The organism is Olsenella phocaeensis (assembly GCF_900120385.1).
In the GTDB taxonomy this organism is placed as follows: domain Bacteria; phylum Actinomycetota; class Coriobacteriia; order Coriobacteriales; family Atopobiaceae; genus Olsenella_I; species Olsenella_I phocaeensis.
Genome location: NZ_LT635494.1, coordinates 999,515 through 1,010,985, shown reverse-complemented (window position 1 = coordinate 1,010,985; position 11,471 = coordinate 999,515). Strand labels below are relative to the sequence as shown.

15 protein-coding genes and 1 tRNA gene are annotated in these 11,471 nt (G+C 65.6%); 5 read left to right on the top strand and 11 right to left on the bottom strand.

Translation table 11 applies throughout. The features are described from left to right. Positions 1 to 62: 62 nt before the first annotated feature. Positions 63 to 449, bottom strand: a complete 387-nt coding sequence (locus tag BQ7388_RS04810) for an ATP-binding protein (RefSeq protein ID WP_268794041.1) — start codon at positions 447 to 449, stop codon at positions 63 to 65. Positions 450 to 887: 438 nt separating this feature from the next. On the opposite strand from BQ7388_RS04810, the gene BQ7388_RS12270 reads away from it, so the two are divergent. The 4 genes from BQ7388_RS12270 (at position 888) to BQ7388_RS04795 (ending at position 3,190) form a co-directional block, all read left to right on the top strand. Further along, positions 888 to 1,025, top strand: a complete 138-nt coding sequence (locus BQ7388_RS12270) for a hypothetical protein (protein ID WP_156439406.1) — start codon at positions 888 to 890, stop codon at positions 1,023 to 1,025. A 239-nt stretch (positions 1,026 to 1,264) separates the two neighbouring features. After that, positions 1,265 to 2,002, top strand: coding sequence for a DUF3592 domain-containing protein (locus BQ7388_RS04805; protein ID WP_062530531.1), 738 nt, complete (start codon positions 1,265 to 1,267; stop codon positions 2,000 to 2,002). A 77-nt stretch (positions 2,003 to 2,079) separates the two neighbouring features. Next, a complete protein-coding gene (locus tag BQ7388_RS04800; protein WP_062530529.1) occupies positions 2,080 to 2,784 on the top strand; it encodes a DUF3592 domain-containing protein in 705 nt (234 codons plus the stop codon). After that, positions 2,753 to 3,190, top strand: coding sequence for a helix-turn-helix domain-containing protein (locus BQ7388_RS04795; protein ID WP_062530527.1), 438 nt, complete (start codon positions 2,753 to 2,755; stop codon positions 3,188 to 3,190). Before BQ7388_RS04800 ends, BQ7388_RS04795 begins: the two co-directional genes overlap by 32 nt. 169 nt (positions 3,191 to 3,359) lie before the next feature. Here BQ7388_RS04795 and BQ7388_RS04790 read toward each other — a convergent pair whose 3' ends face one another. The 4 genes from BQ7388_RS04790 to BQ7388_RS04775 all read right to left on the bottom strand — a co-directional run bounded on the left by BQ7388_RS04790 (position 3,360) and on the right by BQ7388_RS04775 (position 6,986). Further along, on the bottom strand, positions 3,360 to 4,259 hold the full coding sequence (locus BQ7388_RS04790) for a sensor histidine kinase (protein ID WP_062530524.1): 900 nt from the start codon (positions 4,257 to 4,259) through the stop codon (positions 3,360 to 3,362). A gap of 67 nt (positions 4,260 to 4,326) precedes the next feature. After that, entirely contained in the window at positions 4,327 to 5,148 is an 822-nt protein-coding gene (locus tag BQ7388_RS12640; RefSeq protein WP_200781428.1) for a hypothetical protein, read from the bottom strand. A gap of 2 nt (positions 5,149 to 5,150) precedes the next feature. Continuing rightward, a complete protein-coding gene (locus BQ7388_RS04780; protein ID WP_072499887.1) occupies positions 5,151 to 6,143 on the bottom strand; it encodes an ABC transporter ATP-binding protein in 993 nt (330 codons plus the stop codon). A 129-nt stretch (positions 6,144 to 6,272) separates the two neighbouring features. Continuing rightward, a complete protein-coding gene (locus BQ7388_RS04775) occupies positions 6,273 to 6,986 on the bottom strand; it encodes a response regulator transcription factor (protein WP_062530520.1) in 714 nt (237 codons plus the stop codon). Positions 6,987 to 7,573: 587 nt separating this feature from the next. On the opposite strand from BQ7388_RS04775, the gene BQ7388_RS04765 reads away from it, so the two are divergent. After that, on the top strand, positions 7,574 to 7,810 hold the full coding sequence (locus BQ7388_RS04765) for a hypothetical protein (RefSeq protein WP_062530517.1): 237 nt from the start codon (positions 7,574 to 7,576) through the stop codon (positions 7,808 to 7,810). On the opposite strand, the gene BQ7388_RS04760 is transcribed toward BQ7388_RS04765, so the two are convergent. From BQ7388_RS04760 to BQ7388_RS04735, 6 genes are all read right to left on the bottom strand, one after another. Beyond that, positions 7,807 to 8,253, bottom strand: coding sequence for a hypothetical protein (locus BQ7388_RS04760; RefSeq protein ID WP_072499885.1), 447 nt, complete (start codon positions 8,251 to 8,253; stop codon positions 7,807 to 7,809). The two genes, BQ7388_RS04765 and BQ7388_RS04760, sit on opposite strands and share 4 nt — an antisense overlap. A gap of 647 nt (positions 8,254 to 8,900) precedes the next feature. Beyond that, positions 8,901 to 8,975 (bottom strand) — tRNA-Val (locus BQ7388_RS04755). Between the two features lie 350 nt (positions 8,976 to 9,325). Continuing rightward, on the bottom strand, positions 9,326 to 9,664 hold the full coding sequence (locus BQ7388_RS04750) for a HepT-like ribonuclease domain-containing protein (RefSeq protein ID WP_009277811.1): 339 nt from the start codon (positions 9,662 to 9,664) through the stop codon (positions 9,326 to 9,328). After that, the gene (locus tag BQ7388_RS04745) at positions 9,661 to 9,960 is read right to left on the bottom strand and encodes a nucleotidyltransferase family protein (protein ID WP_072499884.1); all 300 of its coding nucleotides are present in this window, start codon (positions 9,958 to 9,960) and stop codon (positions 9,661 to 9,663) included. The genes BQ7388_RS04750 and BQ7388_RS04745 overlap by 4 nt, the downstream gene beginning before the upstream one ends. A gap of 218 nt (positions 9,961 to 10,178) precedes the next feature. Continuing rightward, complete coding sequence (locus tag BQ7388_RS04740) at positions 10,179 to 10,418, bottom strand: hypothetical protein (protein ID WP_159430789.1); 240 nt, start codon at positions 10,416 to 10,418, stop codon at positions 10,179 to 10,181. 161 nt (positions 10,419 to 10,579) lie between these two features. Further along, positions 10,580 to 11,287, bottom strand: a complete 708-nt coding sequence (locus tag BQ7388_RS04735; RefSeq protein ID WP_009277813.1) for an MgtC/SapB family protein — start codon at positions 11,285 to 11,287, stop codon at positions 10,580 to 10,582. Between the last annotated feature and the right edge of the window lie 184 nt (positions 11,288 to 11,471).

Here is an 11,471-nt window from a genome sequence, read left to right as displayed (position 1 = left end):
CCCATCGCGCACCCGCAGCGGAACCCCGCCTCGCAACCCACGCCCGCACCCGCGGGTCGCCCCTATCCCAGCAGCTTCACAATGCGCACCACGGTCCCGCGCCCGGAGGGCTTTCGCGCGATGGTCACCGCGTCCGCCAGGAGGCGCATCAGCCGGATCCCCCGGCCCCTCTCGCCCGAATCAGAGACCTCGGGAAGCTCGCTCCCGGGCTCCAGCTCGTAGCCGCAGCCGCAGTCGGTCACCTCGATGACGGCACGGTCCGGGTAGCGGGCCACCGTCACCAGGGCGCAGTGGCCGTCTGTGTGGTCGACCGCGTTGCCCATGGCCTCNTGGCATGCCGGCCGCCTTCTGCCGCGGCCACGGGGGAGGCCCTTCGGCGACGGGCTCCTGACCGTCCTCGCCCCCGAGGGGGCGTGCTGCTCCTGGAGCCGGGCGCGGCAGACCCTGATTCGCAGCTAGCCGAGATGTGTACGGGCACCCGTTCCCGTCTGCGCAGGCAGGCGGCCCGCAGAGGGGGCGCGTTTCCCCCACTGCGGGGAATGGCACCCCGGGCGGCCGGGCCGCCCTGGGGAACCGCAGCTCGGAGGAGGTGCGTTCTTGCCGCCATCGCCCAAAATCGCGTCTCCCGTACACATCTCGGCTAGCTGCGAATCAGGGTCTGCGGTCGGGGCCTCTTGGCCCGGTGGCGCGCCCAGGAAGCGGCGATACATGATGGGGAGGCTCTGCGACAGGCCCGCGTCCGCGAGGGATGATGGCTTCGTGAAGAATGATGGGGAACTGAACCTGCCCCAGTTTGGTTGACACTGGGGGTGGTATCAGAAATCCGCACCAAACGATGACGTCTGGAGGTTCTGGTGCCATGTTCATCCGAACAGAGAAAACGGGCTGTGGGACTCTATATAAAGCATGACAGGAACACCGCTGAGGTGCGCGACGAGCTGGTGTATCCCAGCTGGCAGGCGCTCTACAACCGATGCGACGGCTGCCCGAGGCACGGCTCCGGCCCGACTACCGCTCGCATGTAAGGTCCACGGAAAGGCAGAAGCACGCAGCCGTCCCGCACTACCTATCGCATGGAAAGTGCGTGTCGGCCACGAATACGAGCTGGAGCGGCAGATTGACCAAGGTGAACGCGGTTGAAATCGTTTGCTCTGTCCCGCCTACCCGAGGGGAAAGATGGTAAGGCCCCTCATGCAGCGTAGTACCCTACTATATGAGCTTTGCCTGGGGAACCGGAGCCCGCAGACAGAAGGGAACAAGATACATGGACAGCAGGAAGCTCCTCACCATACTGGGTGCCATATTTACGGTGATCGGGGCTATCGTGCTCACGATTGGCATCGCTCTGTTCGTGAGCACGAACCAGAAGTACGCAGCGGGCGAGACGGTGCAGGCGCAGATCGACCGGATCGACGTCTACAGAACCCGCAACGGCACTGGCAGCAACAGCAGCACAAGCACCAACTACGACGTATACGTGAGCTATGAGTATGACGGCAAGAGCTACGACGACGTGCTCCTGAACTCCTACGACGGCTCGATGTACGAGGGGGAGCAGCTGGAGCTTCTGGTTGACCCCGAGCATCCCGGCAACGTCGCCGTCCCCGGCTTCGCCACCATGACCCTGGCGGGCTTCGGAGGGTCGGGCGCCCTCTGCCTGGTGACAGGGCTGTCGCTCCTGATCGTTCCCCGTGTGCGCCGGCGGCGCATCGGGAACCTGAAGCAGACGGGCAAACGGCTCGACGCGACAGTGCAGGAGGTAACGGTCCTCAACAACCGGACGTTCAACGGCGTGCCCGGCCGGCAGGTCCGGTGCACATACGAGGAGGGCGGGCAGAACTACCGCTTCACCAGCGCCTGCGCTTACTGGCCGGTCGAGGATGCGCTCCATGCGGGCGACCACATCGACGTGTACGTCAACCCGAACGACTACGCCAAGAACTACGTTGACATCCCCTCCGCCGACAGGCTGCCTTCGAGCAAGACATACATCGACCTCTAGGCTTGCGTGGCGAAGCGGATGCGGCGCCAGGCATAGGGGACGGTGCTCTCGCATCGAGCCCTTTTGGAAGAAGCCGCATGGAATCGTTCGCTCCCGATAGCGGCATCGCCTTGCTCTGCGTTTGGATGTCCGCGTCCATCGCCATGCTTTGCTACCTGCTGACGCAAGGCTTGTCTTCGAGGAAGAGGGGCACGGGGTGGAAGGTTCTCGCGGCAGTCGGCATCATCGTCACCCTCGCGATCTTCGCCCTCCCAGAGACCGCGAGGGCGCTCGTCACCTTCGCGTACACGTGCACGGCGCTTTTGTGCATCGGCGCGTACGGGGTCGTCTGGGGCATCAGCAAGGCGACCGCGCGTCGGCGTTGCACGGCGCAGGTCGAGGCCACGATCACCGACTCCCGCATCATACCCACCGGCAAGTCTTACTCACGGGTGTACACCGCCACGTTCGACTATCAGGACCAGACATACGAGGCCGACGACCTGAGCGGCAGGGTGAACCGTGTCGCTGCCGGATACCGGCCCCCAGAGCCGCCAGCCGGTCCTGCCAACCGGAAGCCGACGAAGAGGGGCCGCGAGCCTCTCGGGGTGGGGGATCCCTGCACGCTTTTGGTCAACCCGCGCGAGCCGGCCGAGGCGATATACGTCAACGAGCACAACGTCGCTGCCGGCATCGCCACTGCCCTGCTTGGGGTCTTCATGATGGCGCTTGCCGGATTTACCCTGGCCGTCATGCTCAACTCGGCCGCCGATGTCGTTGCGCCCTTGCTGCCCACGCTGTAGCGGGCGGGATTGGCCTTGTCGGGATTACACCCAGAGGGGCCTCGCGGAGGAGGTCGGCGTCACCGAGTCGGCCATCCGCAACTACGAGCTCGGCCTGCGCACGCCGAGCGGGGCGCAGCTGGAGGCGATCGCCGGGGCGCTCGACGTCGCCCCGGAGTCCCTTGCGGACATAGGCCCCGAAAGCGCGCGTGGGGCGCTCGAGATGGCCTTCAGGCTCGAGGGCGAGATGGGCTTCAGGCCCGTCGAGACGGAAGGCGGCATCGGGATCGCCGTCGACCCAAAGGCGGACGGCTCCCAGAAGCTCTTCCAGGCCCTGAGGGCATGGGCGCGAATGCGTGAGCGGCTGGAGGCCGGCGAGGTCTCCGAGGACGAGTACGAGGCCTGGAAGGCATCCTTCAGGGGCTAGGCAGGCAGTCAGCCTATGCCGATGGCGAGAGCCGGCCCCTCATTCCGGCTTCCTTGCTACCAGCATGGCTAGCATCTCGTTCCGCCGCACGAGGTCGGGTTGCCGGGAGATGGGCCAAGCCGCTATCTCGTCCGCCCAAGGTGAGGTCAAAGCCGATCCAGCAAGGTGATTAGGCCGCAGGCAGGCGCGCGGATATGGAGAGGCGCCCGCCCTCGACCCCTGCCGCCGCAGAGCCGCCCATTCGCTCGCAGAGCCTCGCAACGATGGCGAGACCCAACCCCGATCCCGCCCCCGAGCGTGCACCGTCGGATTGGTAGAACCTCTCAAACAAGCGGTCCACGTCTATCGAACCGGCGTCGCCCACTTCGTTGGAGACGGAGACGACCACGATCCGAGCGTCCCCCCCATCCGGCGCCGGGAGGAAGCCTTGGGAGATGACGGGTGCCGAAGCCCCATGCTGCAACGCATTGGCGACGAGGTTCGAGAGCACGCGCTCGAGGGACCCCTCGTCCGCCATCACCCGCACGCCCTCGTCGGCAAACAGGATCGCTGGCTCCCACCCCCGCTCCGCAAACCGCGGATATGCGTCGGCCAGCACCGAGGCGAGGGCGGGCATCACCGCCACGGGGGAGAGCTCGAGCGGTCCGTCCTGGGAGGACACCTTCGCATAGTCGAGCAGCGCGTCAGTGAGGGCGCGCATGTCCGCGAGGCAGGACGCGGCCCCGCGAAGGCAGCGCGCCCTCTCGACGGAATCGGAGCTGCGGTCGTGGAGCTGCAAGTAGCCCTGTGCCCCCGAAAGCGGCGTGCGAATGTCGTGCGAGAGTGCGGCAAGGCCGTGCTGGAAGGCCCTCCTCTGCTCGCCGACGGCCGCGCGCTCGTCGCTTCGCTCCTCCATCCCCCTGTTGACGGCGGCGGCGACCAACGAGATGCCGGGAGTGGAAAAGCCCACCTCCACCCGCTCGTTGGCGGTCCGGTCGCTGCGGCCCAGGAAGCGTGCCATGCGCCTAAGCTCCCGCTCGTAGAGCGCGATGACGGCGAGCAGGGCGACGAGGAGCGACGCCACCACCATTTGTTCCAAGCTGCATCAACCCCCTCGCCCCTCCCGCAGGAGGGGCACGGCCGAAGCCGCCGATCCGTCAGGCCAGGCCCCTCCGTCGAACGGTCACCACCGTCAGGGCAGCGGTGAACGCGATAGCGACCAACACCGGACCCATCGCCCCCCACGGGAGCACGCTCCCGCTGCCAAGGCGCGACACCACCGTAGCCAGGCTGCCAGAGAAGACCGCCCCGGCGCTTTCGGGAGACCCCGCCAGCAGGCCGGCTGCGGAGCACAGCAGCTTCCCAACGACGCCCCCGCCGAGCGACAGGCCGAAAACAACGGAAAACGCCTCGCTTCCTGACAAGATCGCCGCCAGCGTCGCTGCCAGAGCGTATGCGGAGACGGAGAGCCACACCTCCACGACCCAGGACAGCAGCTCCGGAATTCCCGGCACCGAGACGACAAAGCCCAGGGACACCAGGGAGACGAGGGATGCGACGACCCCGCCCAAGACGGCCAATGCCGACACCGCGAGGGCCAGGCCGCACGCTGCAAGGGCGTAGTGGGTACGGGCACCGCGGCCCTGGGCCACGTTCTTCACGAACCCGCACTTCAGGTCCGACGCAAAGAAAAGCCCGCAGAGCGAGGAGACGATCATGGAGACGGCGCTGCCGCGCACGAACAGCACGCCGCAGGCCCGGACGAGGTCGACGCATCCCGTGCCGGGGAAAAGGGCGCCGAGGCCGAGGGAGATGTCGGAGCTCGTCTCGGAGATTCTCGCCGCAACGGATCCATCCGCTCCGATGACCTTGAGCGAGACGACGCCTCCCACGACAAAGGTCGCCAACGCGCAGAGAAGCACCATCGACGCCCGGCTCCTGACCAGCCGATACGCCATCGCCCTGAGCAGACCGCCCAAGCTCATCGTCCATCACCCCCTCTGCGGGAGCCGCAAGGGCCCTCTGCCTCCGTCCCTTGCGATCTCGATGCCACACCCGCCGCAGGCAAAGACCGCCCGTCGCCCATGAGGCCGACGAAGAGCTCTTCTACGTCCCTCTTCTTGACGAACATCTCGCTCACGGCGATTCCCGCCTGCGCGAGCACCCTTCCGGCCCGCTCGGCGGTAACGCCGCCCCCGACGCGTATGGCGTCGTCGGGCATGACGGAGAACGACGCCTGCGGGAAGGCGTCCTCGAGCCTCGCGAGGGCAGCCTGCGGCTCGGCGGAGCGGATGCTCAGGTAGTCGGAGCACTCCGCCTCCACCTCGGCCGCGCTCATCTGGCGCACGATCCTGCCGTCGCGGATAACGCCGTATCCGGTGGCCATGCGACCGAGCTGGTCGAGAACGTGGGAGCTCAGGAACACGGTGACCGAGCGGTCGCGAACCAGGCCCATGATGGTCGCGCGCAGCTCCCGCACCGCCTCCGGGTCGAGCCCGTTGAAGGGCTCGTCGAGCACCAGCAGGTCGGGGGAGCCCACCAGGACGAGCGCCAGGCCGAGACGCTGCCTCATGCCGAGAGAACAGGCCTTCGCGCGCCTTCCGGCTGCCGGCGCCAGCCCCACGGCGCCGAGCGCCTTGGCGCTCGCCTCCCTCGCCCTCGGCACGCCGAGGGCGAGGGCCCTCACCATGACGTTGTCCAGGCAGGTAAGTCCCGGGTAGACCCCGGGGCTCTCGACGAGGGCGCCGAGGCGGCCACTCGTGCAGCCCGGCCTCTGGCGCTCTCCCAGTATCTCGACTTCGCCCGTCGTCGGCAGCACCAGACCCGCTAGTATCTTCATGAGCGTCGACTTGCCGGCACCGTTGCACCCGACGAGACCGTAGACCTCGCCCATGCCCACGCGCAGGTCCACGCTGTCGAGGACGCGCTTATGCCCGAACTCCTTCACCAGGCCAGAAACCCTTATCGCATCCATGCCCCACCCCTCAAATCGGCGAATCCTTGACCCCGAGTGTGGCAGGTGGCCTTCGGAGAACCTCCCGCAAAGCCACAAGAAAGTCTAAAGATTATCGGACGGCAATGCCATGGCTGAGAGCCGGGGCCTTCACGAGCGGTCAGCGAGCTTGAAGCCGATACCCCATACCGTCTCGATATAGCCTTCGGTGCCAGTGCCCTTGAGCTTGGCGCGGATGTTGGAGACATGAGTGCCGACAGCATTTTCCTCCGGGGCCGGATCCTCGTTCCACACCAGCCGATACAGCCCCTGCTTGGTGAACACCCTGCGCGGGCTGCGCATGAGCGTCGCGACGATGTCGAACTCGGTCCGCGTGAGCCTGACGGGATGCCCGGCCGCCTCGAAGCGCCGCTCCCTCTCGGACAGAAGCCACTTTCCGTAAACGAGCGGAGGGTCGGCTGTGCCATCCGCGTACCGCGCGCCTTCAGCGGCAGCACCCGTACGGCGCAGCAGTGCCTCGACGCGCGCTACCAGCTCGTCAAGGTCGAAGGGCTTCACCAAGTAGTCGTCGGCACCGATGCGCAGGAGCGACACGCGGTCGGTCACCTGCGCCCTGGCCGAAATCACGAGAATCGGTGCCATACCCCTCGTCCTGATGAGGGTCACCACGTCCTCACCCGGGAGCCCCGGTAGCATAAGGTCGCAAATCGCGAGGTCGAACGACTCTCCCGAGCCGATGGCTAGGCGCGCCTCGCTGCCCGAGTACGCAGGCAGGCACGCGTAGCCCCTCCCTTGCAGCGTCGAGCAGACGACATCACTGATGGCTGCGTCGTCTTCGACGACAAGGATGCGTTTTTGATTCATGCAACTATCAGTCCTAATCCGTTCACGGACCCCAGTGGGTGCCTTAAATCCAGGCCAGACCCCGGTCTCTGGCGTCCCGCCCTCACCAGAGCGCGTGTATGCAGACACCAGCGTCGAAGAGCTGGAGCATTAGATTGTCTTGATTTTACACCCTAAATTTTGGCTCGTCGTCACTTCTGGTGGTCAGCACACTCCGACGCCAGCCGGGCCGAGAAGCCCAGGCGTCCCAGCCCGAGGAAGGCCATGGCCCCCAGGCAGGCCAGGTCCCCGAAGCCCCCCGAGGCCCTCTTGACGGACCGGGCGACCGAGCCGGGCCCCTCCGGGATCGCGTTTGCTGCGTCNGGCCCGCAGGCACCCCGGCGTCGCCCGTCCCGTCCCCCCGGCCGCCGAGGCCCGCCCGACGGCCGGATCCCACCGTTCGGGGCGGGGGGCCGCCTCCCGTCCCGGGGAGTGGTGGCCACCAGAAATGATGAGGAGCCTTTTATTTGAGGGGAGGGGCCCTGGCCCTGCATTAGGGCCTTTCTCCCCCCCGGGGCATTTTCAGAGAAAGCGGCAGCGAGTGCCCAGACGGGCAGGATGGAGGAACGATGAGGGACGTAATGGTGGGGACGATAGCGCAGGGGTACTACGGCTCGATGCGGGCGGGCGTTGACGCCGCCGTGGCCGCAGGCAAGCTCGACGAGGACGCCCAGGCGGCGCTCATACTCGGGGCGCTCGACCTTGCGGGCCAGATGGACGGGGCCAGAAAGGTGACGCCCCAGCAGCTCAGGCTCCTGCTCAGCTTCTCGAAGGCGCTCGGCCTGCTCCCAGCTGCGGGACGCTAGGCAGGTGGGGCGGCCCCGGAGCCCCGCCACGGCGCCGGGCCGTCCCACGCGTCCAGGTCGCGGCAGGCGCGGGCGAGGAGGTTCTGCGCCTGCCGCACGGAGTACGAGACGCCCCGGGCGACCTCGCCCCACGCCAGGGCCTCGCAGCACCTCAGGCGCACGACCTCGGCGGCGGCGGGGCCGCAGGAGGAGGCCACGCGCGCGAGCGCGGGCCACAGGGCGTCCCAGGCTTCCTCGCAGGCGGCCAGGCGGGCCGTCATGGCGTCCCTGGCCCTCAGGAGGTGCGCCGGGGCCTCCCCGCTCCTCTCCGCCACCATCGCGTTCACCTGGGCGAGCGTGCGCCGCGACCTGGCGTAGTCGGCGGACATGGCGCGCACCCGCCCCAGGCCGTCCCTGGCGGAGCGCGGGCGTGGCTGGCTTCCCGGCTGGCAATCGTACGTCATGGCTTCCTCCCCGTTCCACGCAATGCCTGCCTGCCACCCAGCATAAGCATCTCAAACGGCCCTCTCGCCTGGGCCGTGAGCGGGGCGTGCCCCCCGGGGGTAACGCCCCCTTTTCGCCGCATGGCGTAGACCGGCGTCCCTTCCACGGATTCCGACCGAGGCCCCAAATTTAAAAATCCCGACTTTTTCGCGGGGAGGACCACCGGCCCAGCCCACCACCAAAAACCCGAGCGCCCCCCGAGATTGGAACGGAACCGATATATATAAGAACGTTCCGTTCCTTTCCGTTCCACTGGAAGTGGTGCGTGCACCTGTAGTAGGTGGGCACTGGCGTTTGCCCACCCCTACTAGGCGCACGGGTGAGAATCGGTTCCGTCCCGTGATGCGAACCGCACCCGTTCCGTCCACGCGCACCCCCCGTTCCAATGCCGTGTGTTTTGGTGGCGGGCTTTATTGCGTGGCCCTGCCGCCCACCCGCTCCACGAAAACAGCGCATGCCAGTACCGCGATGGAGGGCAGTCCGCATCCACACGGCAATCAGACTCGCGTTGCTGCTGCGCATCCGCTGCGCATTTGCTGCGCATTGGGATAAATCGAGCCATACGAAAACCCCGCATCCGCGTTTCCGCAGGTACGGGGCTTGATTTTGGTGGGCGTTACAAGATTTGAACTTGTGACCTCTTCCGTGTCAGGGAAGCGCTCTCCCCCTGAGCTAAACGCCCGAATATGTCTGCCGCGCATGGGGGGGTTCGCGCAGCGCGTTAGCTACTATAGAGGAACTCCCCCCAGCATGCAACAGATATTTTCTCTCCATACCTACTCGCTCGAAGTGGCTGGCGGAGCGCTTGGCGCTGATGCGGCGATGGCGGCGCGTGCGTCTCTGCCGCGACTACGCCGAACGCGTGCGTTTTTGCCGCGACTACGTTCGACGCGTCTTTTCTCCATCGCTCAACTGGGCAAACGTGACGCGTAAAAACGCGTTCGACGTACTCGCTAGTGGTGGTGACGCGTTGGACGTTGTCGATATGCAGCCTATTGCTGGCTGCCAGAAAGCATCCAATTGGAAGAATCGCTATCTCAGCAGTCCACGGATTTGGTCCGCGAAGGAGGGCAGGTCCCTATAGACTATCTCCGTGACTATGGTCCAATCGGTGCCGCCGTAGTCATGTACCAAGCGATGTCTCGTGCCCGCGACCTTGGACCACGGGATTTCTGGGTGCGAGGCCCGCAGTTCTTTGGAGACGTGCGAGACGAACTCGCCCACGTTATACAGCGGCGTTGTGATTGCCCACTGAACAAAGCGATCGGATATCAGGATCTCGCGTGTGATGTCGCGCTCGACGAGCGTACTTGCGAGCTCATCGGCGAACTCAAGTGCTCGCTCGAGGTTCCGGCGGTCGGAGTCGTTCATACCACACGCACCTCGTCATGCTTGACCGAACTATAGAAGTCGGAGGCCGGATTGAGTTCGCTTGCTTCGTAGACGTCAACTCGCTTTCCAGAGGCTTCAAAGAGCTCCTCGGCAATGGAGAAGATGTCCGTACGATCAAAATCGGGACCGCCATAGATGATGAGGTCAATGTCCGAGTCTTGCGTCGCTTCCCCACGTGCGTATGAGCCGAATAGGGCGGCGCCGCTCGCATGATATCGCCTTAGGATTGGCCTGATGATCTGGGTGATCTCATCTCTTGAAAGTGGCTCGGACATGACGCCTCCTCTCCGCTGTGAACCATCTTGATTGTACTTGCCTAAATGGCAGGACGGCATTCTTTCGGTGACTTGTCAGATGGCTGGCATGGTGGACGGCTGTCGGCTGGCATTGGGAGTTTCCGGCCACTCGCCCCGTCATCCGCTCCGTACCAAGTCAGCATTATTTTCTCTTCTGCTGACCTCATTCGCATTTGCCCAGCTCACGGAAAGGTTAGTCAGCAAAAATTCAAATTCTGCTGACTTACCAAGATGACATGATCGGCCATCATGCCTGCGACAGCGTCCAACGCGTCATCATCGCTCGCGAGCACGTCGAACGCGTTTATACGCGTCACGTTTACCCAGTTGAGCGATGGAGAAAAGACGCGTCGGACGTAGTCGCGGCAAAAACGCACGCGTTCGACGTTGTCGCGGGCGAGAAGCGCGCGCTGGACGTTCTCGCGACAAATTCGCACGTGTTGGACGTAGTCGTGGCAGTACCGCACGCATTGGACGTCGTCGCAGGCGAGATATGCGCGCCGAGCGTAGTCGCGCGGTCGACACGCACGCGTTGGACGTTGTCGCAGCAAAGACGCACGCGCCTGACGCCGTCGCGGCCGCCGCGCGCCCCTCTCCCCTACATCTCGTCGCAGTAGCTGACGAAGTCCAGGTTCTGAATCGAGTTGAGGAACGGCTCCTTCTGGCCCAGCTCGAAGAGGTGGATGGACATCGTCGCCGCCATGCCCCTCTCGCCCGACTCCCCGCGCGTCAGGGTGAAGTCGCTGTAGGTGCAATCCCACGAGTGCAGCATCTTGAGCATCTTCTTCGCGCCGCTGCGATCCTCGAACTCGACGTAGATGTCAAAGTTCTTCGACTTGCTGCGCACCCGCGCGTCGATGCGCGACAGCACCGCGAAGGTGAACAGGACGAAGACCAGCGCGATCAGCGTGCCCTCCACGAACCCGATGCCCGCCGCCAGGCCAATGCAGGCACAAGCCCAGAGCCCCGCTGCCGTGGTGAGGCCGCGCACCTCGTTGAGGCCGGTGACCATGATCGTACCCACGCCAAGGAAGCCCACGCCACTGATGACCTGCGCGCCGATGCGGTTCATGTCCGCGCGTGCGTCGGGGAAGGTGACCAGCACGTACTGGGCCACGAGCATGGACATCGCCGAGCCCAGGCACACCAGCACGTGGGTCTTGATGCCCGCGCCCTTGTTCTTGTACTCTCGCTCGAGGCCGATGACCACGCCTACCAATGTCGCGAGCGCCATGCGCAAGAACACCGCCTCGGCGCTCCAACCTGCGGTCACGTCTGCCAGATGGGTGAAGTAAGCTCCCAGCACCCGATTCCTCCTCCTAATCAACGTTCCAACGATGCAAAAGGCGCGTCGCACCAGCCGGCGCGACGTTGCGGTCCGTGCGTGTTCGCAACTATATCCCAGCGCGCGTACGCCCCCCGATGCACGACGCCAGATGGCGCAATCGGGGAGGTAAGGGCCACGAGGGGCGGCAACCAACGCGAACGGG